Genomic DNA, 26,061 nt, shown 5'->3' on the forward strand with positions numbered 1-26,061 from the left:
ATGGCAGACCCCTCCAGCTACCGCCCCAAGCCGGGACAGATCCCCGACTCGCCGGGGGTCTACAGGTTCCGCGACGAGCACCGCCGCGTGATCTACGTCGGCAAGGCGAAAAGCCTGCGCCAGCGCCTGGCGAACTACTTCCAGGACCTCGCGGGCCTGCACCCGCGCACGCGCACCATGGTCACCACGGCCGCGTCCGTGGAGTGGACGGTGGTGTCGACGGAGGTCGAGGCGCTGCAGCTGGAGTACTCCTGGATCAAGGAGTTCGACCCCCGGTTCAACGTCAAGTACCGCGACGACAAGAGCTATCCGTATCTCGCGGTGACCATGAACGAGGAGTTCCCGCGGGTCCAGGTCATGCGCGGCCACAAGAAGAAGGGCGTGCGCTACTTCGGTCCGTACGCGCACGCGTGGGCGATCCGCGACACCGTGGACCTCCTGCTGCGCGTCTTCCCGGTGCGTACCTGCTCCGCGGGCGTCTTCAAGAACGCGGCCCGCACCGGCCGCCCCTGCCTCCTCGGCTACATCGGCAAGTGCTCCGCCCCCTGCGTCACCCGCGTCTCCGTCGACGAGCACCGCGAACTCGCCGAGGAGTTCTGCGACTTCATGGCCGGACGCACGGGCACGTACCTCCGTCGTCTGGAGAAGCAGATGATGGACGCCGCCGAGGAGATGGAGTACGAGAAGGCGGCACGCCTGCGCGACGACATAGGCGCGCTGAAGAAGGCGATGGAGAAGAACGCCGTCGTACTCGCGGACGCGACCGACGCCGACCTGATGGCGGTCGCCGAGGACGAGCTCGAGGCAGCGGTCCAGATCTTCCACGTCCGCGGCGGCCGGGTGCGCGGTCAGCGCGGCTGGGTCACCGACAAGGTGGAGGCCGTCACGACGAGTGACCTGGTCGAGCACGCGCTCCAGCAGTTGTACGGCGAGGAGACCGGCGACTCGGTGCCCAAGGAGGTCCTGGTCCCGGCGCTGCCCGACCCCGTCGAACCCGTGCAGGAGTGGCTCACCGGCCGCCGCGGGTCGAACGTCTCGCTGCGCATACCGCAGCGCGGCGACAAGAAGGCGCTCATGGAGACCGTGCAGCGCAACGCCCAGCAGGCGCTCGCGCTGCACAAGACCAAGCGCGCGTCGGACCTCACCACGCGTTCGCGCGCCTTGGAGGAGATCGCCGAGGCCCTCGACCTGGACAGCGCCCCACTGCGGATCGAGTGCTACGACATCTCGCATCTGCAGGGCGACGACGTCGTCGCGTCCATGGTCGTCTTCGAGGACGGTCTGGCTCGAAAGAGCGAGTACCGGCGGTTCCAGATCAAGGGCTTCGCTGGACAGGACGATGTGCGGTCCATGCATGAGGTGATCACCCGTCGCTTCAAGCGGTATCTGGCCGAGCAGGAGAAGACGGGGGAGTGGGCCGGGGACGGCTCCTCGGACGGACCGGCCGCGGACAGTACGCCGGCGGATCAGGTCGTCGACGGCTTTTCGGCGCAACCGGCCGTCGGCGGCTCCTCGCCGGAACCGACTGTGGACGGGTCTTTCGCGGAGACCGAGGGCGATGATGCCCGCGCCCGTCTCATCGACGACACCGGCCGGCCCAAGCGGTTCGCCTACCCCCCGCAGCTCGTCGTCGTCGACGGCGGTCAGCCGCAGGTCGCCGCGGCCAAGAAGGCCCTCGACGAGCTCGGCATCGACGACATCGCCGTATGCGGCCTTGCCAAGCGCCTCGAAGAGGTGTGGGTGCCCGACGAGGGCGACCCGCTGGTCCTGCCGCGCACGAGCGAGGGCCTGTACCTGCTGCAGCGCGTACGCGACGAGGCGCACCGATTTGCGATCACCTATCAGCGCACCAAGCGGGCCAAGCGCTTCAAGGCGGGCCCCCTGGACGACGTGCCGGGCCTCGGCGACGCCCGGAAACAGGCCCTGATCAGGTACTTCGGATCGGTGAAGAAACTGCGGGCCGCGACCGTCGAGCAGATCTGCGAGGTTCCGGGCGTGGGCCGCAAGACGGCCGAGACGATCCTCGGGGCCCTCGCCCGTACGGCGCCCGCCGCTCCCGCCGTGAACACGGCCACAGGAGAGATCATTGAGGACGAGGAGCCCGCATCCGCGGATTCCGGGCAAGAGGCCGGGGCCGCGGGGGCCTCGGACGAAAGACGGGGGCAGGAGACATGAACGAGCACGACGCACACGGACAGGGCGCACACAGTAACGAGAGCGACCATCGGCCGCAGAGCGAACAGCACGTACCGAACGCAGTCAGCGAACCGAGTGCGAGCAACGAACCGAGCGCACCGGGCCCGGGCAGCGCACAGAACGCACCCGGCGCACCCAGCGCACAAGCCGAACATGGAGCACAGGTGAGTACGGGCACAACCACCGAGGGGAACGGAGTTCCCGACTCCGCGATCCCCGAGCTGGTGATCATCTCGGGAATGTCCGGCGCCGGCCGGTCCACGGCGGCCAAGTGTCTCGAGGACCTCGGCTGGTTCGTCGTCGACAACCTGCCGCCCGCGCTGATCCCCACCATGGTGGAGCTCGGCGCCCGCTCGCAGGGCAACGTCGCCCGGATCGCGGTCGTCGTCGACGTCCGCGGCCGCCGCTTCTTCGACAACCTCCGCGAGTCCCTCGCCGACCTGGAGGCCAGGAACGTCACCCGGCGCATCGTTTTCCTGGAGTCCTCCGACGACGCCCTGGTCCGCCGCTTCGAGTCCGTGCGCCGGCCGCACCCGCTGCAGGGCGACGGCCGCATCGTCGACGGCATCGCAGCCGAGCGCGATCTGCTGCGCGAGCTGCGCGGCGACGCCGACCTGGTGATCGACACCTCCAGCCTCAACGTCCACGAGCTGCGCGCCAAGATGGACGCCCAGTTCGCCGGCGACGAGGAGCCGGAGCTGCGCGCCACGGTGATGTCCTTCGGCTACAAGTACGGCCTGCCGGTCGACGCCGACCTCGTCGTCGACTGCCGCTTCCTGCCGAACCCGCACTGGATCCCGGAGCTGCGCCCGTACACCGGCCTCAACGAAGAGGTCTCCGGCTACGTCTTCAACCAGCCCGGCGCCAAGGAGTTCCTCAACCAGTACTCCGAGCTGCTCCAGCTCATCGCCGCCGGGTACCGCCGCGAGGGCAAGCGCTATGTGACCATCGCGGTCGGCTGCACCGGTGGCAAGCACCGCTCCGTCGCCATGTCGGAGAAGCTCGCCAAGCGACTCGCCTCCGAGGGAGTGGAGACCGTCGTCGTCCACCGGGACATGGGCCGCGAATGAGCGAACCCAATCTCCGGCTCCGCAGGCTCCGCCGGATCACAGGTGGCGCCGGGAGGCGCCGCCGCGGCGCCCAGCCCAAGGTCGTCGCCCTCGGCGGCGGCATGGGCCTGTCCGCCTCGCTTGCCGCGCTGCGCCGGATCACCGGCGACCTCACCGCCGTCGTCACGGTCGCCGACGACGGCGGCTCCAGCGGACGGCTGCGCGACGAACTCGGCGTGCTGCCGCCCGGCGACCTGCGCAAGGCCCTCGCGGCGCTGTGCGGCGACGACGAGTGGGGCCAGACCTGGGCCCGCGTCATCCAGCACCGCTTCCAGTCCAAGGGGGACCTGCACGAGCACGCCGTCGGCAATCTGCTGATCGTGGCCCTGTGGGAGCAGCTCGGCGACCATGTCCAGGCCCTGGACCTGGTCGGCAAGCTGCTGGGCGCGCACGGCCGCGTCCTGCCGATGTCCGCGGTGCCGCTGGAGCTCCAGGCGCTCGTACGAGGCCACGATCCGGAGCGGCCCGACGAGGTCGAGACGGTCCGTGGCCAGGCCACCGTCGCGCTCACCCCGGGCGAGGTGCAGTCCGTCCACCTCGTGCCGAACGACCCGCCCGCCGTCCCCGAGGCCGTCGCGGCCGTCCTCGACGCGGACTGGGTGGTGCTCGGCCCCGGCTCGTGGTTCTCCTCCGTGATCCCGCACCTGCTCGTGCCCGAGCTGCTCGACGCCCTCATGGAGACCAAGGCCCGCCGGGTCCTCTCACTGAACCTGGCCCCGCAGCCCGGCGAAACCTCCGGCTTCTCCCCGCAGCGTCATTTGGAGGTTTTGGGACGACACGCCCCTAAACTCGCCCTGGACGTGGTGCTGGCCGACGAGGCCGCCGTGCCCGACCGCGAGTCGCTGACCGAGGCCGCCCTGAGGTTCGGCGCCGCGGTCGAGCTGGCGCCGGTCGCCCGGACCGACGGCAGCCCCCGGCACGACGCGGAGCTGCTGGCTGCCGCGTACGACCGTATTTTTCGGATGCATGGAAGGATCGGCCCATGGCGATGACGGCAGCGGTGAAGGACGAGATCTCCCGGCTACCCGTCACCCGGACCTGCTGCAGAAAGGCGGAGGTCTCGGCGATCCTGCGGTTCGCGGGCGGTCTGCACCTGGTGAGCGGCCGCATCGTGATCGAGGCGGAGCTGGACACCGCGATGGCGGCGCGCCGGCTGAAGCGGGACATCCTGGAGATCTTCGGACACAGTTCCGAGCTGATCGTGATGGCTCCCGGTGGGCTGCGGCGCGGCTCCCGTTATGTCGTACGCGTGGTCGCGGGCGGCGACCAGCTGGCCCGCCAGACGGGTCTGGTGGACGGCCGCGGCCGGCCCATCCGCGGGCTGCCCCCGCAGGTGGTCTCGGGGGCCACCTGTGACGCTGAGGCCGCCTGGCGGGGTGCGTTCCTCGCCCACGGTTCGCTCACCGAGCCCGGCCGCTCCTCCTCCCTCGAGGTGACCTGCCCGGGTCCCGAGGCGGCACTCGCGCTGGTCGGCGCGGCTCGCCGGCTCTCGATCGCCGCCAAGGCCCGTGAGGTACGGGGCGTGGACCGCGTCGTCGTGCGCGACGGCGACGCGATCGGCGCGCTGCTCACCCGGCTCGGCGCCCATGAGTCGGTGCTGGCCTGGGAGGAGCGGCGGATGCGCCGCGAGGTCCGCGCCACCGCCAACCGCCTCGCCAACTTCGACGACGCCAATCTGCGCCGCTCGGCCCGCGCCGCCGTGGCCGCCGGGGCCCGCGTCCAGCGCGCCCTGGAGATCCTCGGCGAGGAGGTGCCCGAGCACCTCGCGGCCGCCGGCCGGCTGCGCATGGAGCACAAGCAGGCGTCCCTGGAGGAGCTGGGCGCGCTCGCCGATCCGCCGCTGACCAAGGACGCCGTGGCGGGCCGCATCCGTCGCCTGCTGGCCATGGCCGACAAGCGGGCTCAGGACCTGGGCATCCCGGGGACGGAGTCCAACCTCTCCGAGGAGCTCGCGGACAACCTCGCGGGCTGACCGCCGCCCTTCGGCGTCCGTCGCGCTGAACGCAACGCTCCGGTTGCTGCGCCCATTTGGGGCGCGGGCGCCGTGCGTCGCCCGTCATCGCGGGCGCCGTTGACGCGCGGCGCCGTATCCGGTAATGCGGACGACGGTCAGACCCTGACGCCTTGACCGCGGCGCGGGTGCACTTCAGGCCCTGTGGCGGTGTCGTCAAGGCGCTCCGGAGCGCGGTCGCCGAGGAGCGGATAAAGGAGTGGATTCCGCTCATCGGAGCGGCCCGACTCTCGGCCGTATCCCCTTGAAACAGGGGCCCATACCCCTACTGGCTGGTACGCATCGCACGTGCCGCGTCGGGGCCCTCTCGATGTCACTTCGGGGGCCTGGGAGAGGTAGGGTCATAGGCGGTCGGGGACATCCCTAATAAAACTCGCCGGCGTCGAAAACCGGCGTACCTAACGAGGAGATCGGTTCGTGACGATCCGCGTAGGCATCAACGGCTTTGGCCGCATCGGTCGTAACTACTTCCGCGCGCTGCTGGAGCAGGGTGCTGACATCGAGATCGTGGCTGTCAACGACCTGGGTGACACCGCGACCACCGCTCACCTGCTCAAGTACGACACCATCCTGGGCCGCCTCAAGGCCGAGGTGTCGCACACCGAGGACACCATCACGGTCGACGGCCACACCATCAAGGTGCTGTCCGAGCGCAACCCGGCCGACATCCCGTGGGGCGAGCTGGGCGTCGACATCGTCGTCGAGTCGACCGGCATCTTCACGAAGAAGGCCGACGCCGAGAAGCACATCGCCGGCGGCGCCAAGAAGGTCCTCATCTCGGCTCCGGCCAAGGACGAGGACATCACCATCGTGATGGGCGTCAACCAGGACAAGTACGACCCGGCGAACCACCACGTCATCTCCAACGCCTCCTGCACCACCAACTGTGTGGCGCCGATGGCGAAGGTCCTCGACGAGAACTTCGGCATCGTCAAGGGCCTGATGACGACGGTCCACGCGTACACCAACGACCAGCGCATCCTGGACTTCCCGCACTCGGACCTGCGTCGCGCCCGCGCCGCCGCCGAGAACATCATCCCGACCACCACCGGTGCCGCCAAGGCCACCGCGCTGGTCCTGCCGCAGCTCAAGGGCAAGCTGGACGGCATCGCCATGCGCGTCCCGGTCCCGACCGGCTCGGCCACCGACCTGGTCGTGACCCTGCAGCGCGAGGTCACCAAGGACGAGGTCAACGCCGCGTTCAAGAAGGCCTCCGAGGACGGCGACCTCAAGGGCTACCTGGCCTACACCGAGGACCCGATCGTCTCCTCGGACATCGTCAGCGACCCGGCCTCCTGCACCTTCGACTCCTCCCTGACCATGGTCCAGGAGGGCAACTCGGTGAAGATCCTCGGCTGGTACGACAACGAGTGGGGCTACTCCAACCGTCTCGTCGACCTCACGGTCTTCGTCGGCGGCCAGCTCTGATACGTATCTGACACGGCAGGCACTCCGATGTGAGCGGCAGGGCTCGGGTGACGCGCGACGCGGCATCCGGGCCCTGCCGCACGTCCAGAGCTTCCCTCAGAGCATCCCTAAGGAGTCACTCCATGAAGACGATCGACGAACTTCTCGCCGAAGGCGTCGACGGCAAGCGGGTCTTCGTCCGCGCCGACCTCAACGTGCCGCTGGCCGACGGCCGGATCACCGACGACGGCCGTATCCGGGCCGTCCTGCCGACCGTGAAGGCGCTCGCCGACGCGGGCGCCAAGGTCGTCGTCGCCTCCCACCTCGGCCGCCCCAAGGGCGCCCCGGACCCGGCGTTCTCGCTGCTGCCGGCCGCCGAGCGGCTCGGTGAACTGCTCGGCGCGCCCGTCGCCTTCGCGCAGGACACCGTCGGCACCGCCGCGCACGGCGCGGTGGACGGCCTCCAGCCCGGCCAGGTCGCCGTCATCGAGAACCTGCGCTTCAACGCCGGCGAGACCAGCAAGGACGACGCCGAGCGCGGCCAGTTCGCCGACCAGCTCGCGGCCCTCGCCGATGTGTACGTGGGCGACGGCTTCGGTGCCGTCCACCGGGGGCACGCCTCGGTCTACGACCTCCCGGCGCGCTTGCCGCACTACGCGGGCTACCTCATCGCCACCGAGGTCGGCGTCCTGAAGAAGCTCACCGAGGACGTGAAGCGCCCGTACGTCGTCGTGCTCGGCGGCGCCAAGGTCTCCGACAAGCTCGCCGTCATCGACCAGCTGCTCGGCAAGGCCGACCGCCTGCTGATCGGCGGCGGCATGGTGTTCACGTTCCTCAAGGCCAAGGGCTACGAGATCGGCAAGTCCCTCGTCCAGGAGGACCAGCTCCAGGCCGTCACCGAGTACATCGAGCGCGCGGAGAAGACCGGCGTCGAGCTGGTCCTGCCCGTCGACGCGCTGGTCGCGCCCGAGTTCCCGGACCTGAAGACCAAGGCCCCGGCCAACCCCGCCGCGGTCCCCGCCGATGCCATTCCGGCCGACTCGATGGGTCTCGACATCGGCCCGGAGACCGGCAATCTCTACGCCTCGAAGCTCGCCGACGCGGCCACCGTCTTCTGGAACGGTCCGATGGGCGTCTTCGAGCACCCCGACTACGCCGAGGGCACCAAGGCGGTCGCCCAGGCCCTCCTCGACTCCAAGGCCTTCACGGTCGTCGGCGGCGGAGACTCCGCCGCGGCCGTCCGCATCCTGGGATTCGACGAGAACGCATTCGGCCACATCTCGACCGGCGGCGGCGCCTCCCTCGAATACCTCGAGGGCAAGACGCTCCCCGGCCTCGCCGCACTGGAGGACTGAACACCCGTGAGCTCCCGCACCCCGCTGATGGCGGGCAACTGGAAGATGAACCTCAACCACCTCGAGGCCATCGCGCACGTCCAGAAGCTCGCCTTCGCCCTGGCCGACAAGGACTACGAGGCCGTCGAGGTCGCCGTCCTGCCGCCCTTCACGGACCTGCGCTCCGTGCAGACCCTGGTCGACGGCGACAAGCTGAAGATCAAGTACGGCGCCCAGGACGTCTCGGCGCACGACGCCGGCGCCTACACCGGCGAGATCTCCGGCTCGATGCTGGCCAAGCTGAAGTGCACGTACGTGGCGATCGGCCACTCCGAGCGCCGCCAGTACCACAACGAAACCGACGAGATCGTCAACGCCAAGGTCAAGGCCGCCTACAAGCACGGCCTGACCCCGATCCTGTGCGTCGGCGAGGAGCTGGACGTCCGCGACGCGGGCAACCACGTCACGCACACGCTCAGCCAGGTCGAGGGCGGCCTGAAGGACCTCCCGGCCGAGCAGGCCGAGTCCATCGTGATCGCCTACGAGCCCGTCTGGGCCATCGGCACCGGCAAGGTCTGCGGCGCCGACGACGCCCAGGAGGTCTGCGGAGCCATCCGCGGCAAGCTCGCCGAGCTGTACACGCAGGAGCTGGCCGACCAGGTCCGCATCCAGTACGGCGGCTCCGTGAAGTCGGGCAACGTCGCCGAGATCATGGCGAAGCCCGACATCGACGGCGCCCTGATCGGCGGCGCCTCGCTGGACGCGGACGAGTTCGTCAAGATCGTGCGCTTCCGCGACCAGTGAGTAGTGCGCTTCCGCCATCAGTGAGTAGTGCGCCTCCGCGACCAGTGAGTATGCGGTAGCGGCGATCCGTCGTACGCTTGCGGGGCACAGCGCTGTCGCTGTGCCCCCGTCGTTCATCCGAATCCGAGGAAGTTGGTCCAGCTGTGGTTTTGGGGTTCTCGATCGCCCTGATCGTCTTCAGCCTGCTGCTGATGCTGCTGGTGCTGATGCACAAGGGGAAGGGCGGCGGCCTCTCCGACATGTTCGGTGGCGGCATGCAGTCGTCCGTCGGCGGCTCCTCGGTCGCCGAGCGCAACCTCGACCGCATCACCGTGGTGATCGGTCTGCTGTGGTTTGCGTGCATTGTCGTACTTGGCGTGCTGATGAAGGTCAAGGGCTGACGACGCCACGGTGGTACGACGGCACGTCACAACTGAACACAGCTCACGTAAGGCCCCATGCTCGGTACGCGTTCTTTATACGCGGCTTATCATGGGGCTTGCGTCTTGGCCGGGGTGTAACTCCGGTCACTGGACGCGCGTTGGGCCTTACGTAGACTGAGGCGCCCGCAGCGAAGCGACAGGCCATGTGCTTCGCGGCACCATCACGCAGGGAGTTACGACCGTGGCAAGTGGCAACGCGATCCGGGGAAGCCGGGTCGGGGCGGGGCCGATGGGCGAGGCCGAGCGCGGTGAGTCCGCGCCGCGGCTGCGCATCTCCTTCTGGTGCTCGAACGGGCACGAGACGCAGCCGAGCTTCGCAAGCGACGCGCAGGTTCCCGAGACCTGGGACTGCCCGCGCTGCGGCTTCCCCGCCGGGCAGGACCGGGACAACCCGCCGGACCCGCCGCGCACCGAGCCGTACAAGACGCATCTCGCGTATGTACGGGAGCGGCGCAGCGATGCGGACGGCGAGGCGATCCTCGCCGAGGCGCTCGCCAAACTGCGGGGCGAGATCTAGGAGTTGCGGTCCGGCCGGGCACCCACGTGCGGTGTCCGGCCGGAGTCGTCTTCCGGCGGCTTCGGATCCGCCCTCGCTCGCGGTCGATTGTCAGTGGTGCCCTCTACGGTTCTGAATCACGGGACCAGGAGGGGGGATGTTGTGACGACGACCGAAGCTGTGGGTGCCTCGGTGCCCACGTGGCGCGGGGGGTTCGGACGCCTGTGGACGGCTGCCGTGCTGTCGAGATTCGGCGATGCGCTGCGGACGGCGGCCTTACCGCTGCTCGCCGCCTCGCTGACGGACGAGCCGATGCTGATCGCGTCCGTGACGGCCTGCGGCTATCTGCCGTGGATCGTCTTCGGGCTACTGGGCGGGGCGGTCGCAGACCGCGTGGACCAGCGGCGCGCCATGTGGAGCGTGGACGTGGTGCGGGGCCTGTTGGTGGCGGGCTTCGCGGCGGCCGTGGCGCTCGGGCACGCGACCATAGGGCTGCTCATCGCCCTCGCCTTCGCGCTCACCACCCTCCAGACGCTCTTCGACAACGCCGCCACGGCGCTGCTTCCCACACTGGTGGACGAGAAGGCGCTGGGCAGCGCGAACGCGCGCCTGCTCACGGGCCAGCAGATCGCCGGCGGTCTGCTGGCGGCGCCCGTGGTGCCCCTGCTGATCCTCGCGGGGATGGCCGTCCCGTTCGCGGCGGACGCCCTGACCTATCTGGTGGCGGCGGCGCTCGTGGCCGGCTTGCGGACCTCTGTCCCTCAGCGTGATCCCAGACCGGCCGGAAGCACCCTGCGCGGGGACATCGCCGCCGGGCTGCGGGCGCTGTGGCGCGACCGGGCACTGCGAGGGCTGTGCGCCGCGACGGCCCTCTGCAACATCGGCATGGGCGCACTGATCGCCACGATGGTGCTCCTCGTGACGGGCTGGCTCGACGCGGGCAACGGCGGATACGCGGCCGCGATGACGGTGTACGCGGTCGGCAGCCTGACCGGGGGATGGGTGCAGGGCAGGCTCGTGGCCCGGGTGGGGCGGATACGCGGCGTCGTCATCGCGGGATCGGCGCAGATAGGCGCCCTGGTGGTGATGGGCACGGTGCGCAGCCTCGGCGCGGTGATCGTGAGTCTGGCGGTCTTCGGTCTCATGGGCATGGTGTGGAACGTCAACACGACGACGCTGCTGCAGGAGCGGGGGCCCGCGGAGATGCTCGGCCGCATCAGTTCGGCCTTCCGCACCCTGGCGGTCGCGGGCGCGCCGCTCGGGGCCCTGCTGGGCGGTGCCGTGGCCACGGCCTGGGGGCTGAACACGCCCGCGCTGCTCGCGGCCGCGCTGTTCGTCCTGTCCGTCACCGCCCTGTTGCCTGCCCTTCAACCCGCCAACGGCCGGCAGACCGCTCATGGCGATACCTGATCAATTAGGTTGGGAGGTGTTGCGGGGCAAGGTACGCAGGACGTACGCAGGTACAAGAGAAGGCTGAAGTCCCAGATGAATGCAGAAGGCCGTACCAGGCTCAACCAGACGCCCGAGTGGACCGCTCTGGCCAAGCACCGGGAGCAGCTGGGGGAGGTGCAGCTGCGCGAGCTGTTCGCCGCGGATCCGGAGCGCGGCGCGGGCTACACGCTCCAGGTCGGCGATCTGTACGTCGACTACTCCAAGCACCTGGTCACCGACGAGACGCTGGCCCTGCTGCGTGACCTGGCCGCCGCCACCGACGTCTTCGGGCTGCGGGACGCCATGTTCCGGGGCGAGAAGATCAACACGACCGAGGACCGTGCCGTGCTGCACCTCGCGCTGCGCGCCCCGCGCGACGCGGTCATCGAGGTCGACGGGCAGAACGTCGTGCCCGGCGTCCACGCCGTCCTCGACAAGATGAGCGCGTTCGCCGAGCGGATCCGTTCCGGCGAGTGGACCGGCCACACCGGCAAGCGCATCAAGAACGTCGTCAACGTCGGCATCGGCGGCTCCGACCTCGGCCCGGCCATGGCGTACGAGGCGCTGCGCGCCTACACCGACCGGGACCTGACCGTGCGCTTCGTCTCGAACGTCGACGGCGCCGACCTGCACGAGGCCGTGCATGACCTGGACGCGGCCGAGACGCTGTTCATCATCGCGTCGAAGACCTTCACCACGATCGAGACGATCACCAACGCGACCTCCGCGCGCACCTGGCTGCTGAGCGAGCTGGGGGCCGGTCAGGAGGCCGTCGCCAAGCACTTCGTGGCGCTGTCCACGAACGCCGGGAAGGTGGCGGAGTTCGGCATCGACGTGGCCAACATGTTCGAGTTCTGGGACTGGGTCGGCGGCCGCTACTCGTACGACTCTGCGATCGGCCTGTCGCTGGTGATCGCCATCGGTCCGGACCGCTTCCGCGAGATGCTCGACGGCTTCCACCTGGTCGACGAGCACTTCCGCACCGCACCGGCCGAGTCCAACGTGCCGCTGCTGCTCGGTCTGCTGGGCATCTGGTACGGCAACTTCCACGGCGCGCAGACGCATGCGGTGCTGCCCTACTCGCACTACCTGTCCAAGTTCACCGCGTATCTGCAGCAGCTGGACATGGAGTCCAACGGCAAGTCGGTGACCCGTGACGGCACACCGGTGGGGTGGGAGACCGGGCCGGTCGTCTGGGGCACGCCGGGCACCAACGGACAGCACGCGTACTACCAGCTGATCCACCAGGGCACGAAGCTGATCCCGGCCGACTTCATCGGCTTCGCCGACCCCGTCGCCGATCTGCAGCCGGGCCTGGTCGCCCAGCACGACCTGCTGATGGCCAACTTCTTCGCGCAGACGCAGGCGCTGGCGTTCGGCAAGACGCCGGAGGAGGTGCGGGCCGAGGGCGTGCCGGAGGAGCTCGTGCCGCACAAGACGTTCAAGGGCAACCGCCCGACGACCACGATCCTCGCGCGCGAGCTCACGCCCTCCGTGCTCGGACAGCTCGTCGCGCTCTACGAGCACAAGGTGTTCGTGCAGGGCGCCGTGTGGAACATCGACTCCTTCGACCAGTGGGGTGTCGAGCTCGGCAAGGTCCTCGCCAAGCGCGTCGAGCCTGCCCTCACCGAGGGCGCTGACGTGCCGGGGCTCGACGAGTCCACCAAGGCACTGGTCGCCAAGTACCGCGAGCTGCGCGGCCGTTAATCGGATGCGCGGGTACCGCCCGGCAGGTGACACTGCTCCGGCTCCGTCACCTGCCGGGAGGCCCCCCATGGACCAGCTTCTGGCCGCACTCGCCGATCCCGAACGGCTGCGGCTGTACGCCCGGATCGTCCTCGGCGACCTGCCGCCGCGCGACGAGGACTCCGCCGCTGCGCGCAGGCACCTGGGGCGGCTGCTCGCCGCAGGACTGGTCGAGCGGCTGCCGGACGGCTCCCTGCGCGCGGACCCGTCCGTGTTCCGCCGCGAGCGCCCCGCGGAGTCGGCCCCGGCCGGTGTGCCGCGGCGCCTGACCGGGTTCTTCGCGCAGGGGCGGCTGACCACGATCCCGGTACGTCCTGTCGTACGCCGTGAACTGCTCGCCCACCTGACGGTGACCCTCTTCACCGTCGACCGCAGCTATACCGAGCGCGAGATCAACGACGCGTTCGGCACGGTCCACGACGACACCTCGGCGCTGCGGCGGTACTGCGTGGAGAACGGCCTGCTCGTCCGGGAACGCGACGGCAGCAGCTACCGGAGGGTGGCGGCATAGGCCGCCGCCCGGGTGCGTTCCCGATCGCCCGGCTGAGTCCCTGGCCGCCTGAATTCGTGGTCGCCCGAGCTCCCGGTCAGATCATCTTCGCCCCGTCGGACGACATCGTCCGGCGGGGCGAAGTCGTGCCTCGCCCCATGCCGCCCGTACACAAGGGCCGGCAAGCCGGGCGGTGAGCGCGCCCGGCAAGAGTTCCACACTCCGCTCTTACTCCCGTCACGAGGACGGCTTACCTCGCTGCGCCAGCGTGTGTCGCGCACCGCGGCCACCCGGCCACCGGTAAGGAACGGAGATCAGCGCGATGACCACGCCTGGGATACCCCTGGTGCCGGCGAGCCCCGTTCTGCCGCCGATGCCGCGTCGCGGGCTCCGCCTCCTCGCCGGAGTCTTCCGCCCGTTCCACGACGGAGAGGCCTCCGACGACGCCCTGAGCGACCTCACCGACGCCCTGCCCGAGAACGACGACGAGAACGAGGGCGAGGACACGGTTCGTCCTACGGAGGACTTCGAGGAGGAAGACGACGACGCGGCTTCCCTCCGAGAGACGCTGCGCGGCTATTTCGAGTGACCCGCCCCCGAACCTCCGGCGGCAAGAGCGACCGAAACCACCTGGAGAGAGAACCACGCATGACCCGGAACAGCGCCCACGGCACGCCGCGATTCAGCATCGTGATACCCGTCTACAAGGTGCAGGGCTATCTGCGCGAATGCCTGGACTCCGTGCTGACTCAGAGCTTCACCGACTTCGAGGTGATCGCTGTCGACGACTGCTCCCCTGACACCTCCGGCGCGATCCTGGACGTGTACGCGGCCCGCGACCCGCGCGTGGTGCCCGTCCACCTGGACAGCAACGGCGGCATCGGCAACGCCCGCAACCTGGGCGTCGAGCTCGCCCGGGGCGAGTACCTGCTCTTTCTCGACAGCGACGACACCCTGACCGCCAACGCCCTGCACTTCATGGAGCAGCGGCTGGCGGAGTCCGGCGACCCGGATCTCCTCCTCTTCGACCACGTGCGGACGTACTGGTGGAACATGGTGCAGCCGAGTGCCACCGCACAGCTGCTCGAAGAATCGCGCGACGAGGTCTTCCGGCCTGCCGACCGGCCCGAACTGTTCAACCTCTTCGCGGTGGTGTGGAACCGGCTGTTCCGCCGGGAGTTCTTCACCGGCAGCGGCCTGACCTTCACCGACGGACTGTACGAAGACGCGCTGGTCGTCTATCTGGCGATGCTCACCGCCGAAACCGGCGCCTGCCTGGACCGTGTCTGCGTGGAATACCGGCAGCGCAGGCAGGGCAACTCGATGAAGACGCCCGGACGCGAGCACTTCACCATCTTCGAGCAGTACCAGAGGCTGTTCGACTTCCTGGACGCCCACCGTGAGCTGGACGCATTGCGGCCCGTTCTCTTCCAGCGGATGGCCAGCCACTTCCTCTACACCCTCGCCCGCTCCGCCCGGGTCCTCCCCTCCGACCGCAGGGAGTACTTCAAGCTCGCCTCGGCGATGTACAACGCCCATCTGCCCAGCGGTTTCCAGGTGCCCGACGGACTGCTCGGAGCCAAGTTCAGGGCGCTGAACCTGGGGTCGTACACCGCGTTCCAGAGCGCCAAGGCAGTCAACTACACGCGGGTGAAGGCGAGGAAGGCGGTCAAGAAGGCCAGACGTGCGGTCGGCAAGCGCCTCCAGGCGGCCCACTACTGGATACAGCGGCAACTGCCCATCGACGAGCACCTCGCCGTCTACTCGGCGTACTGGGGCCGCGGGCCCTCCTGCAACCCGCTCGCCATCTACCGCAAGGCGCAGGACATCGCGCCGGGTGTGCACGGGGTGTGGGTCGTCAGGCCCGATGCGGTGCGGGAGATACCCGAGGGCATGGACCACGTCGTCCTGGGCAGCCGCCGCTACCGGCGGGTGATGGCCCGGGCCAGGTTCCTCATCAACAACGTCAACTTCCCGGACGACATCGTCAAGCGGCCCGGCCAGACGCACCTGATGACCCATCACGGCACCCCGCTCAAGCGCATGGGGCTGGACCAGCAGCGTTTCCCCGCGGCCGCCAAGGGGATGAACTTCCGCCGGCTCCTGGAGCGCGCGGACCGCTGGGACTACAGCCTGTCCTCCAACCAGCTGTCCACCGAGCACTGGGAGCGCGTCTACCCGTGCGCCTTCACCTCGCTCGACTACGGCTATCCGCGCAACGACGTCTACTACACGTCGACGGCGCGGGACGTCGCCCGGGCCCGCCAACGGCTCGGCATCGCCCCCGGCACGACGGCGCTGCTCTACGCCCCCACCGTCCGCGACTACCAGACCGGGTACGTGGCGGCGATGGACCTGGCGAAGGTCGCACGCGCTCTCGGCCCCGGCTTCCTCCTCATGGTCCGTACGCACTACTTCTACGCCCAGGACCCCCGGCTCGCCCAACTCCAGGAGCAGGGCCTGCTGCTGGACGTCTCCCGTCACCCGAGCGTGGAGGAGCTCTGCCTGGCCTCGGACGCCCTGATCACCGACTACTCCTCGATCCAGTTCGACTACGCCTGCCTGGACCGGCCGATCATCACCTACGCCGACGACTGGGAGACGTACGTCAGGTCCCGCGGCGTCACCTTCGACCTGCTCTCCGGCAAGCCCGGCGAGACGCCGGGCGCCATCGCCACCACCGAGGACGAGCTGATCGAGCTGCTGCGCGACGGATCCTGGGACGACGAGCGCACGACCGAGCTGCGCGCCGCGTTCCGCAGGCGCTTCTGCCACTACGACGACGGGAACGCCTCCGAGCGAGTGGTGCGCCACGTGCTGCTGGGCCAGGAGAGCCCCACGCCGGCGGGGCCGGCCGATGCCCGCCTCCGGGTGCCCGTACCCCGCCCTGCCGAGGCCGGAGGTCCGGACCCGACCGGCGCGGCCCGGGACCGGGACGGGCGGTACCGGCAGGACGGGTACGGGCCGATGGTGATGCAGCGCTGACGGCCCGTGCCCGTACCGCCCAGGCCGCCTTGTCCTTCACGTGAGCAGGACCACGACACCATGACCGCCATCGCACCGACCGCACCGACCGTGCCGCACCGGATCGCTCGTCCCTTTCCCTGGCTGGTCCTGGTCGCCGTCGGCTATTGCGCCGCCCAAGTGCTGTTCGTCGTCCCGCGCCTCGGGCACGCCCTCGGCTGGGACGAGGCGGTCTACGTCTCGCAGGCCGACCCGCGCCACCCGGCCGCCTACTTCAGCGCACCCCGCTCGCGCGGCACCAGCCTCCTCGTCGCCCCGGTCGTCGCGATCACCGGCTCTGTCGCCGCACTGCGGGTGGTGCTCGCGCTGTTCTCCTCGACCGCGCTCTGGGCGGCCTACCGGGTGTGGACTCCGCTGGCGGGGCGCCGGACGACGGCACTCGCCGCGCTGCTGTTCGCCGGTCTGTGGGTGACCCTGGCCAACGGTCCGCAGGCCATGCCCAACCTGTGGGTGGCGCTCAGCGCGGTCGGCGCCGCCGGATGGTTCCTGCGCGCTCCCGCCGAACGCCGGGCCCACTGGTGGCTGGCCGGCTGCCTCGCCGCCGCCGTGCTCTTCCGCTTCTCCGACGGCGTCTGGCTCGCGCTGCCGCTGCTGACGGCCGCCGCGCTGGTACGGCACAGGCGGCGCACGCTGCCGTGGATCATCGGTGGCGTGGCGGCGGGCGCCGCGGAGTGGGTCGCCGAGGCGTACGTACGCTTCGGCGGCGTCGGTGAACGGCTGCAGCAGTCGTCCGCCAATGAGGGCGGCATCGGCCTGCACCTCAACTTCGGCAACGCCTGGCGCAGTCTGGACGGCCCGCAGTTGTGCCGTCCCTGCCACGCCTACCTCAGCCACCCCGAACTCGGGCTGTGGTGGCTCGCGTTGCCCCTGCTCGCCGCGGCCGCGCTCGCCGTCGCAGTCCGTCGCGGCCGTGGCGAGGCCGCAGCCGTACCCATCGCCTGTGCGGCCGCGACCGCCTTCCCGTACCTCCTGCTCATCACGTACTCCGCTCCCCGCTTCCTGCTGCCCGCCTACGCGCTGCTGTCGCTCCCGGTCGCCGCCCTCGCCTGCCGCGGGGTACGCGCCGCCCGCAGTCCGGTCCTGGCCGGAGCCCTCGTCGCTGCCGCCGTCGCCCTGCAACTCGTCGGTCAGGGACTCGTTCTGCCGCACACGACAGCGCAGACCGCGCGGGTCGCCGCTCTCTACGCGACGGTGGGCCGCGACCTGCGCGGTCTTGGCGTCCGTCCGCCGTGTCTGGTCGGGGGCACGTTCGCGCTCGCCCCGGCGTACGACGCGGGGTGCGGCTCACCTCAGACGCGGGGTCGGTATGCGGACGCCCTCCTCATCCGCCGCAGCGCCCACCGGCCGCGCTATGCCCGCGGCTGGACACCGCACCGCCTCCCCGGCACCACCTGGACGGCGTTCCTGCCGCGGTCCTGACGCCGACCGCACGGCGCGACGGGCGTCCCGGCCGACACGTCAGCCCCAGGTCTTCGACCTGGGGCTTCGTGGTTCGGTTGACCGGAGCCGGCTGTGCGCGTGCGGCCGGCTCGCGGCCTCAGGGCAGAGAGCCGAGGCTCAGGGCGAGGCCGGCGGATACAGGTCGCGCGGCAGCTGCGAGGCCGCAGCGGCGTCCAGCAGCCACAGGGTCCGGGACCTGCCGTACGCGCCCGCCGCGGGAGCCTGGATCTCGCCCGCGCCCGACAGAGCGATGGCCGCCGCGTTCGCCTTGTCCGCGCCCGCCGCCAGCAGCCACACCTCACGGGCCGCACGAATCGCGGGCAGCGTGAGGGTGATACGGGTCGGCGGGGGCTTCGGGGCGCCATGGACACCGACGACCGTGCGTTCCGTCTCCCGCACCGCCGGAAGCTCCGGGAAGAGCGACGCGACATGGGTGTCCGGGCCGACGCCGAGCATCAGGACGTCGAAGGACGGGACCGGACCGTGGTCCTCCGGGCCTGCCGCGGCGGCGAGTTCGGCCGTGTAGGCCGCAGCTGCCGCGTCCGCGTCGTTGCCGTACGGACCGTCCGAGGCCGGCATGGCGTGGACGCGCTTGGGGTCCAGCGGGACCGCGTCGAGGAGGGCCTCGCGGGCCTGGGTGACGTTGCGGTCCGGGTCGCCGTCGGGCAGGAACCGCTCGTCGCCCCACCACAGGTCCAGGCGGCCCCAGTCGACGGCGTCCCGGGCGGGCGCGTCGGCCAGCGCGGCCAGCAGGCCGTTGCCGTTGCGCCCGCCGGTGAGGACCACCGAGGCGAAGCCGCGGGCGGCCTGGGCGTCCACGATCTTCGTGATCAGCCGGGCCGCCGCGGCCTGTGCCATCAGCTCCTTGTCGCGGTGCACGACGAGCTGCGGTGCCATGGTCACTTCGCCGCCGCCTTCTTCGCCGGTGCCCTGCCCGTCGTCTTCTTCGCCGGGCTCTTGGCGGGCGCCTCGGCCTTCGCGGGTGCCTCCGCGCCGGCGGCCGACTCGGCGGGCTCAGCGGACCCGTCCGCCCCGGCAGCCGACGGGAGGACGTCCTCGCCCTCGGTCGGCGCCGACGACGGACCGGCCAGCCGGTCCACGCCGTACTTCAGAGCCGACGCGTAGGTGTCGTCCGGGTCGAGCCGGCGGAGCTCCTCCGCGATGAGCTCGGCCGTGTCGCGCCGCTGCAGCGCCACCGCACGGTCGGGCTGGCCCTGGATGGACAGAGTCGCGAGCGCACCGTCCGCGCGGTCCAGCACGACCGGGCCGCAGCTCGTGGCCAGCCGTACGGCCGTCAGGCCGGGTCCGGCCGACACCGACCGCTGTACCGGCACGTCCAGCCGGTCCGCAAGCCACATGGCGAGCAGCTCGCAGCTCGGGTTGAACTCCTCGCCCTCGACCTCGACCGACGTGACCTCGCAGGTCACCTGGTCCAGGGCCGCGGCCAGCATCGACCGCCACGGGGTGATGCGGGTCCACGACAGGTCCGTGTCGCCCGGCGTGTACGCCTCGGCGCGGGCGCTCAGCTCCTTGACGGGCTGCTCGGCGGCGTAGGTGTCGGTGACCCGCCGCTGGGCCAGCGCACCGAGCGGGTCGTTCGCGGGGTCGAGCGGCGCGTTGACCGGCCACCAGACGACCACCGGGGCATCCGGCAGGAGCAGCGGCAGCACCACGGACTGGGCGTGGTGCACGACCTCGCCGTACAGCCGCAGCACCACCGTCTCGCCGGTGCCCGCGTCCGCGCCCACGCGCACATCGGCGTCGAGGCGCGAGCTCGTGCGGTCGCGGGGCGAGCGCGAGCCGCGCTTGATGACGACCAGGGTGCGCGAGGGGTGCTCGCGGGAGGCGTCGTTCGCGGCCTTGAGCGCGTCGTAGGCGTTCTCCTCGTCGGTGACGATGACGAGGGTGAGCACCATGCCGACGGCGGGGGTGCCGATGGCGCGGCGGCCCTTGATGAGCGCCTTGTTGATCTTGCTGGCGGTGGTGTTCGTGAGGTCGATGTTCATGGCCGACGCCAGCTCCGTCCGTCTCGTTCGAGCATTTCGTCCGCCTCGACGGGTCCCCACGTGCCCGCCGGGTACTGCGCGGGCTTGCCGTTGGTGTCCCAGTACTTCTCGATCGGGTCGAGGATCTTCCAGGACAGCTCGACCTCCTCCGTACGCGGGAAGAGGTTGGCGTCGCCGAGCAGGACGTCGAGGATGAGCCGCTCGTACGCTTCGGGGCTGGACTCCGTGAAGGACTCGCCGTACGCGAAGTCCATCGACACGTCCCGGACCTCCATCGAGGTGCCCGGCACCTTGGAGCCGAACCGCACCGTCACGCCCTCGTCCGGCTGGACGCGGATGACCAGGGCGTTCTGCCCGAGCTCCTCCGTCGCCGTGTGGTCGAAGGGGGAGTGCGGGGCGCGCTGGAACACGACCGCGATCTCGGTGACGCGACGGCCCAGGCGCTTGCCCGTGCGCAGGTAGAAGGGGACGCCCGCCCAGCGGCGGTTGTCGACCCCGAGCTTGATCGCCGCATACGTGTCGGTCTTCGACTGCGGGTCGATGCCGTCTTCCTGCAGATAGCCGATGACCTTCTCGCCGCCCTGCCAGCCGGCCGCGTACTGGGCGCGCACGGTGTCCTCGCCGAGGTCCTTGGGCAGCCGCACGGCGCCCAGCACCTTGGTCTTCTCCGCCGCCAGCGCGTCCGCGTCGAAGGAGGCGGGCTCCTCCATCGCGGTCAGCGCGAGGAGCTGGAGCAGGTGGTTCTGGATGACGTCGCGGGCGGCGCCGATGCCGTCGTAGTAGCCCGCGCGGCCGCCGATGCCGATGTCCTCGGCCATCGTGATCTGCACATGGTCGACGTACGACCGGTTCCAGAGCGGCTCGAACATCGTGTTGGCGAAGCGCAGCGCCAGGATGTTCTGGACGGTCTCCTTGCCCAGGTAGTGGTCGATCCGGAAGACCTGCTCCGGGGCGAACACCTCGTGGACGATCGAGTTGAGCTCCTTGGCGGAGGCCAGATCGTGCCCGAAGGGCTTCTCGATGACCGCGCGGCGCCAGGAGCCGTTGTTCTGGTCGGCCAGTCCGTGCTTCTTCAGCTGCTGGACGACCTGCGGGAAGAACTTGGGAGGTACGGAGAGGTAGAAGGCGAAGTTGCCGCCCGTCCCCTGCGCCTTGTCCAGCTCCTGGATCGTGGCGCGCAGCTGCTCGAACGCGGTGTCGTCGTCGAAGTCGCCCTGGACGAAGCGCATCCCCTGTATGAGCTGCTGCCACACCTCCTCACGGAAGGGGGTGCGGGAGTGCTGCTTGACCGCGTCGTGGACGATCTCCGCGAAGTCCTCGTCCTGCCACTCGCGGCGGGCGAAGCCGACGAGCGAGAAGCCCGGGGGCAGCAGACCTCGGTTCGCGAGGTCGTAGACGGCGGGCATCAGCTTTTTGCGTGACAAATCGCCCGTGACCCCGAAGATGACCAGGCCCGACGGCCCCGCGATACGCGGGAGCCGTCGGTCTGCGGGGTCACGAAGCGGATTCGCTCCGTGTACTGCGGTCAAGGCGTCAGCCCTCCGAGGGGGCGAGGCGCTGCAGCTCCGCCTCGGTCGACTTCAACAGGTCGTTCCAGGCCGACTCGAACTTCTCGACACCCTCGTCCTCGAGAAGCTGCACCACGTCGTCGTACGAGATGCCGAGCCGCTCGACGGCATCGAGGTCGGCGCGGGCCTGCTCGTAGGTGCCGGCGATGGTGTTGCCGGTGATCTCACCGTGGTCGGCGGTCGCGTCGAGCGTGGCCTCCGGCATGGTGTTGACCGTGCCCGGGGCGACCAGATCGTCGACGTACAGGGTGTCCTTGTACGCCGGGTCCTTCACGCCGGTGGAGGCCCACAGCGGGCGCTGCCTGTTGGCGCCGGCCTTGTCCAGCGCGGCCCAGCGGTCCGAGGCGAAGACCTCCTCGTACGCCTCGAAGGCCAGGCGGGCGTTGGCGAGCGCCGCCTTGCCGCGCGCCTCCTTGGCCTCCGGGGTGCCGAGGGCGTCGAGGCGCTTGTCGATCTCGGTGTCCACGCGGGACACGAAGAACGACGCGACCGAGCGGATCTTGGACAGGTCGAGGCCGCGCTCCTTGGCCTTCTCCAGGCCGGCCAGGTAAGCGTCCATGACCTCGCGGTAGCGCTCGAGCGAGAAGATCAGCGTGACGTTGACGCTGATGCCCAGGCCGATCACCTCGGTGATGGCCGGCAGACCCGCCTTGGTGGCCGGGATCTTGATCAGCGTGTTGGGGCGGTCCACCAGCCATGCGAGCTGCTTGGCCTCGGCGATGGTCGCCGCGGTGTTGTGCGCCAGGCGCGGGTCGACCTCGATCGAGACCCGGCCGTCCTGGCCGCCGGTCTCGTCGAAGACGGGCCGCAGGATGTCGGCGGCGTCCCGGACATCCGCGGTGGTGATCATGCGGATGGCCTCGTCGACGGTGACCTTGCGGGCGGCGAGGTCGGCGACCTGCTGCTCGTAGCCGTCACCCGACGAGATCGCCTTCTGGAAGATCGACGGGTTGGTCGTGACGCCCACGACGTGCTGCTGGTCGATCAGCTCGGCGAGGTTGCCGGACGTGATCCGCTTGCGCGACAGGTCGTCCAGCCAGATCGCGACGCCTTCATCGGAGAGGCGCTTGAGTGCGTCTGTCATGGAAAATGCATCTCCTACTTGGTTGTCTGAATGCGTCAGCGCTGAGCGGCGTCGATGGATTCCCGCGCGGCGGCAGCCACGTTCTCGGGAGTGAAGCCGAACTCGCGGAAGAGGACCTTTCCGTCGGCCGACGCGCCGAAGTGCTCCAGCGAAACAATGCGCCCGGCGTCACCGACGTACCGGTGCCAGGTCAGGCCGATGCCGGCCTCGACTGCGACGCGCGCCTTCACAGAAGGCGGCAGGACGCTGTCCCGGTACCCCTGGTCCTGCTGCTCGAACCACTCCACGCACGGCATCGACACCACACGGGTGGGGACACCGGCGGCCTGCAGCTGCTCACGGGCCTCGACGGCCACGTGCACCTCGGAGCCGGTGGCGATCAGCACGACCTGCGCCTCGCCGCCTTCGGCGTCGAACAGGACGTAGCCGCCGCGTGCGGTGTCCTCGTTGGGCTCGTAGACCGGCACGCCCTGGCGGGTCAGCGCCAGACCGTGCGGGGCGCCCTTGCCGAACTCCTTCGTCCAGCGGCGCAGGATCTCCCGCCACGCGATCGCGGTCTCGTTGGCGTCGGCGGGACGGACGACGTTGAGCCCCGGGATGGCGCGCAGCGAGGCCAGGTGCTCGACCGGCTGGTGCGTGGGGCCGTCCTCACCGAGACCGATGGAGTCGTGCGTCCACACGTACGTCACCGGCACGTGCATCAGCGCGGACAGGCGGACCGCGTTGCGCATGTAGTCGGAGAACACCAGGAAGGTGCCGCCGTAGATGCGCGTGTTGCCGTGCAGCGCGATGCCGTTCATCTCCGCGGCCATGGAGTGCTCGCGGATGCCGAAGTGGATGGTGCGGCCGTACGGATCGGCCTCCGGCAGCGGGTTGTCCGCGGGCAGGAACGAGGAGTTCTTGTCGATGGTGGTGTTGTTGGACCCGGCGAGGTCGGCCGAGCCGCCCCACAGCTCCGGGATCACGCCACCGAGGGCCTGCAGCACCTTGCCGGACGCGGCACGGGTGGCGACGGCCTTGCCCTCCTCGAAGACCGGGAGCTTCTCCTCCCAGCCGTCGGGCAGCTCGCCCGCGGCGATGCGGTCGAACTCCGCGGCCCGCTCCGGATTGGCGCTGCGCCACTCCTGGAACGACTTCTCCCACTTCGCCTTGGCCTCGCGGCCTCGGTCGAGGGCCTGGCGGGTGTGGGCCAGGACCTCGCCCGTGACCTCGAAGGACTGCTCCGGGTCGAAGCCGAGGACGCGCTTGGTGGCGGCGACCTCGTCGTCGCCCAGCGCCGAGCCGTGCGCGGCCTCGGTGTTCTGCGCGTTCGGGGCCGGCCAGGCGATGATCGAGCGCATCGCGATGAACGACGGCCTGTCCGTCACCTTCTTCGCGGCCTCGACGGCGTTGTAGATCGCGTGCGGGTCGAGGTCGCCGTCCGGCTTCGGGGCGATGCGCTGCACGTGCCAGCCGTACGCCTCGTAGCGCTTGACGGTGTCCTCGGAGACGGCGGTCTCGGTGTCGCCCTCGATCGAGATGTGGTTGTCGTCCCACAGCAGGATCAGGTTGCCGAGCTTCTGGTGCCCGGCCAGCGAGGACGCCTCGGCGGAGATGCCCTCCTGGAGGCAGCCGTCACCGGCGATGCAGTAGATGAAGTGGTCGAACGGCGACGTGCCGGCGGCCGCGTCCGGGTCGAACAGGCCGCGCTCGTAGCGGGCGGCCATCGCCATGCCCACCGCGTTGGCGACACCCTGGCCGAGCGGTCCTGTCGTCGTCTCGACACCCTTGGTGTGGCCGTACTCGGGGTGGCCGGGGGTCTTGGAACCCCAGGTGCGGAACGCCTTCAGATCGTCCAGCTCCAGGCCGAAGCCGCCGAGGTAGAGCTGGGTGTAGAGGGTCAGGGACGAGTGACCCGCGGAGAGGACGAACCGGTCACGGCCCGTCCAGTCGGTGTCCGCCGGGTCGTGCCGCATCACCTTCTGGAAAAGGGTGTACGCGGCGGGGGCCAGGCTCATCGCCGTACCGGGATGGCCGTTTCCGACCTTCTGTACGGCGTCGGCGGCCAGGATGCGGGCGGTGTCGACGGCCCGCTGGTCCAACTCGGTCCACTCGAGGTCTGTAGTGGTCGGCTCGGTGCTCACCCTGGGTCAGGGCTCCTCTCCACATGTTCGAATGCCGGCGTTCTCTGGGCTCGCCGGCCGGTGTCGAGACTACCGCTGTGAGTAGGCGTGTTTTTCCGGGCCATTCCAGGTTGCAGGGCTCCGACGATATCCGCATCGCCGGGGCCGTTTTCCCTATTCAGCAGGTGAATACGAGGCCGCTCATTTGAATGCTCATTCGAGAACATCCGTGCACGTTGCAGCGCCCCATGACCAACACGGCCCACCCCCCGCGGAGGGCCAGGACGGGCAACGTCTAAAGTGGCGTGGTACGCGCGAGCCCTTACTCGGCCTTCACGCCAAGGCTCGCTGGGATGTCTCTGTCAGGGGTGTGCGTGACGGCCGTTGAATCCCGTCCTGCGGGAGTAACCGGGACGAGCCCTACCCACCGGCCGTTCGGGGCCCGTGTCAAGGCGTTCGTGGCGCTGACCAAGCCACGGATCATCGAGCTTCTGCTCATCACCACGGTCCCGGTGATGTTCCTTGCCGAGCAGGGAGTGCCGGACCTATGGCTGGTGCTCGCGACCTGCCTCGGCGGCTATCTGTCCGCCGGCGGCGCCAACGCGCTGAACATGTACATCGACCGCGACATCGACGCGCTCATGGACCGCACCTCGCAGCGGCCGTTGGTCACCGGCATGGTCTCCCCGCGCGAGGGCCTCGTCTTCGGCATCACCCTCGCCGTCGTCTCCACGCTCTGGTTCGGCCTGCTCGTCAACTGGCTGTCCGCGTGGCTGTCGCTCGGCGCCCTGCTGTTCTACGTCGTCGTCTACACGATGATCCTGAAGCGGCGTACGTCGCAGAACATCGTGTGGGGCGGCATCGCCGGCTGTATGCCGGTCCTCATCGGCTGGTCGTCGGTCACGAACTCCCTGTCGTACGCCGCCGTCATCCTGTTCCTCGTCATCTTCTTCTGGACGCCGCCGCACTACTGGCCGCTGTCGATGAAAGTGAAGGACGACTACGCGCGCGTGGGCGTGCCGATGCTTCCGGTCATCGCCTCGAACAAGGTGGTCGCCCGGCAGATCGTCCTCTACAGCTGGGTGATGGTCGGCGCGTCGCTGCTGCTGCAGCCGCTCGGCTACACCGGCTGGTTCTACACGGTGGTGGCCCTGGTGACGGGCGGCTGGTGGCTGTGGGAGGCCCACGCTCTGCAGGCGCGCGCCCACGCCGAGGTCACGGGCGCCAAGCTCAAGGAGATGCGCCTGTTCCACTGGTCGATCACCTATGTGTCGCTGCTGTTCGTCGCGGTCGCGGTGGACCCCTTCCTGCGGTAGCCGCAGCGCGCTTGCAGCTTTTCGTCCGACGGGCGGGCTGCGTGGCCAAGGCCACGTGGTCCGCCCGTCGCCAGT

The 26,061-nt window shown here is 70.0% G+C and carries 21 protein-coding genes; 16 read left to right on the forward strand and 5 right to left on the reverse strand.

What is annotated here, in order from left to right:
• The 15 genes from uvrC (at position 1) to ACWD4J_RS02710 (ending at position 17,889) form a co-directional block, all read left to right on the forward strand.
• A complete protein-coding gene (gene uvrC, locus ACWD4J_RS02640; RefSeq protein WP_451393416.1) occupies positions 1 to 2,175 on the forward strand; it encodes an excinuclease ABC subunit UvrC in 2,175 nt (724 codons plus the stop codon).
• Positions 2,172 to 3,266: an RNase adapter RapZ gene (gene rapZ / locus ACWD4J_RS02645; protein WP_451393417.1), complete on the forward strand. Its 1,095-nt coding sequence runs from the start codon at positions 2,172 to 2,174 to the stop codon at positions 3,264 to 3,266. Before uvrC ends, rapZ begins: the two co-directional genes overlap by 4 nt.
• A complete protein-coding gene (locus tag ACWD4J_RS02650; RefSeq protein ID WP_451393418.1) occupies positions 3,263 to 4,297 on the forward strand; it encodes a gluconeogenesis factor YvcK family protein in 1,035 nt (344 codons plus the stop codon). Before rapZ ends, ACWD4J_RS02650 begins: the two co-directional genes overlap by 4 nt.
• Positions 4,288 to 5,277: a DNA-binding protein WhiA gene (whiA, locus tag ACWD4J_RS02655; protein ID WP_351296384.1), complete on the forward strand. Its 990-nt coding sequence runs from the start codon at positions 4,288 to 4,290 to the stop codon at positions 5,275 to 5,277. Before ACWD4J_RS02650 ends, whiA begins: the two co-directional genes overlap by 10 nt.
• A gap of 456 nt (positions 5,278 to 5,733) precedes the next feature.
• Positions 5,734 to 6,744 (forward strand): type I glyceraldehyde-3-phosphate dehydrogenase, encoded by a 1,011-nt coding sequence (gene gap / locus ACWD4J_RS02660; protein ID WP_451393419.1) that lies wholly within the window; start codon positions 5,734 to 5,736, stop codon positions 6,742 to 6,744.
• A gap of 122 nt (positions 6,745 to 6,866) precedes the next feature.
• Positions 6,867 to 8,078 carry a phosphoglycerate kinase gene (locus ACWD4J_RS02665; RefSeq protein WP_451393420.1) on the forward strand — a complete coding sequence of 404 codons (1,212 nt, stop codon included), beginning with the start codon at positions 6,867 to 6,869 and terminating at the stop codon, positions 8,076 to 8,078.
• A 6-nt stretch (positions 8,079 to 8,084) separates the two neighbouring features.
• Positions 8,085 to 8,861 carry a triose-phosphate isomerase gene (gene tpiA, locus ACWD4J_RS02670; RefSeq protein WP_451393421.1) on the forward strand — a complete coding sequence of 259 codons (777 nt, stop codon included), beginning with the start codon at positions 8,085 to 8,087 and terminating at the stop codon, positions 8,859 to 8,861.
• 149 nt (positions 8,862 to 9,010) lie between these two features.
• Positions 9,011 to 9,241: a preprotein translocase subunit SecG gene (gene secG, locus ACWD4J_RS02675; protein ID WP_451393618.1), complete on the forward strand. Its 231-nt coding sequence runs from the start codon at positions 9,011 to 9,013 to the stop codon at positions 9,239 to 9,241.
• Between the two features lie 223 nt (positions 9,242 to 9,464).
• Positions 9,465 to 9,800 carry an RNA polymerase-binding protein RbpA gene (locus ACWD4J_RS02680; protein WP_003976875.1) on the forward strand — a complete coding sequence of 112 codons (336 nt, stop codon included), beginning with the start codon at positions 9,465 to 9,467 and terminating at the stop codon, positions 9,798 to 9,800.
• 141 nt (positions 9,801 to 9,941) lie between these two features.
• Positions 9,942 to 11,189, forward strand: a complete 1,248-nt coding sequence (locus tag ACWD4J_RS02685; RefSeq protein WP_451393422.1) for an MFS transporter — start codon at positions 9,942 to 9,944, stop codon at positions 11,187 to 11,189.
• A 75-nt stretch (positions 11,190 to 11,264) separates the two neighbouring features.
• Positions 11,265 to 12,917 (forward strand): glucose-6-phosphate isomerase, encoded by a 1,653-nt coding sequence (gene pgi / locus ACWD4J_RS02690; RefSeq protein ID WP_451393423.1) that lies wholly within the window; start codon positions 11,265 to 11,267, stop codon positions 12,915 to 12,917.
• A gap of 292 nt (positions 12,918 to 13,209) precedes the next feature.
• Positions 13,210 to 13,467, forward strand: a complete 258-nt coding sequence (locus ACWD4J_RS02695; protein ID WP_451393619.1) for a DUF2087 domain-containing protein — start codon at positions 13,210 to 13,212, stop codon at positions 13,465 to 13,467.
• A 301-nt stretch (positions 13,468 to 13,768) separates the two neighbouring features.
• A complete protein-coding gene (locus ACWD4J_RS02700) occupies positions 13,769 to 14,035 on the forward strand; it encodes a hypothetical protein (RefSeq protein ID WP_451393424.1) in 267 nt (88 codons plus the stop codon).
• 59 nt (positions 14,036 to 14,094) lie between these two features.
• On the forward strand, positions 14,095 to 16,431 hold the full coding sequence (locus ACWD4J_RS02705) for a bifunctional glycosyltransferase/CDP-glycerol:glycerophosphate glycerophosphotransferase (RefSeq protein WP_451393425.1): 2,337 nt from the start codon (positions 14,095 to 14,097) through the stop codon (positions 16,429 to 16,431).
• A gap of 60 nt (positions 16,432 to 16,491) precedes the next feature.
• Positions 16,492 to 17,889: a hypothetical protein gene (locus tag ACWD4J_RS02710; protein ID WP_451393426.1), complete on the forward strand. Its 1,398-nt coding sequence runs from the start codon at positions 16,492 to 16,494 to the stop codon at positions 17,887 to 17,889.
• Positions 17,890 to 18,027: 138 nt separating this feature from the next.
• Here ACWD4J_RS02710 and pgl read toward each other — a convergent pair whose 3' ends face one another.
• The 5 genes from pgl to tkt are packed head-to-tail and all read right to left on the reverse strand — an operon-like array spanning position 18,028 to position 24,691.
• Positions 18,028 to 18,807 (reverse strand): 6-phosphogluconolactonase, encoded by a 780-nt coding sequence (pgl, locus tag ACWD4J_RS02715; RefSeq protein ID WP_451393620.1) that lies wholly within the window; start codon positions 18,805 to 18,807, stop codon positions 18,028 to 18,030.
• 2 nt (positions 18,808 to 18,809) lie between these two features.
• Entirely contained in the window at positions 18,810 to 19,916 is a 1,107-nt protein-coding gene (gene opcA, locus ACWD4J_RS02720; RefSeq protein ID WP_451393427.1) for a glucose-6-phosphate dehydrogenase assembly protein OpcA, read from the reverse strand.
• Positions 19,913 to 21,445, reverse strand: a complete 1,533-nt coding sequence (gene zwf, locus ACWD4J_RS02725; protein WP_451393428.1) for a glucose-6-phosphate dehydrogenase — start codon at positions 21,443 to 21,445, stop codon at positions 19,913 to 19,915. Before zwf ends, opcA begins: the two co-directional genes overlap by 4 nt.
• Before the next feature lie 4 nt (positions 21,446 to 21,449).
• A complete protein-coding gene (tal, locus tag ACWD4J_RS02730) occupies positions 21,450 to 22,568 on the reverse strand; it encodes a transaldolase (RefSeq protein WP_451393429.1) in 1,119 nt (372 codons plus the stop codon).
• Positions 22,569 to 22,603: 35 nt separating this feature from the next.
• Entirely contained in the window at positions 22,604 to 24,691 is a 2,088-nt protein-coding gene (tkt, locus tag ACWD4J_RS02735) for a transketolase (protein WP_451393430.1), read from the reverse strand.
• Positions 24,692 to 25,044: 353 nt separating this feature from the next.
• On the opposite strand from tkt, the gene ACWD4J_RS02740 reads away from it, so the two are divergent.
• A complete protein-coding gene (locus ACWD4J_RS02740) occupies positions 25,045 to 25,986 on the forward strand; it encodes a heme o synthase (protein ID WP_451393431.1) in 942 nt (313 codons plus the stop codon).
• Positions 25,987 to 26,061 lie beyond the last annotated feature (75 nt).

The organism is Streptomyces sp. NPDC002577 (genome assembly GCF_053594815.1).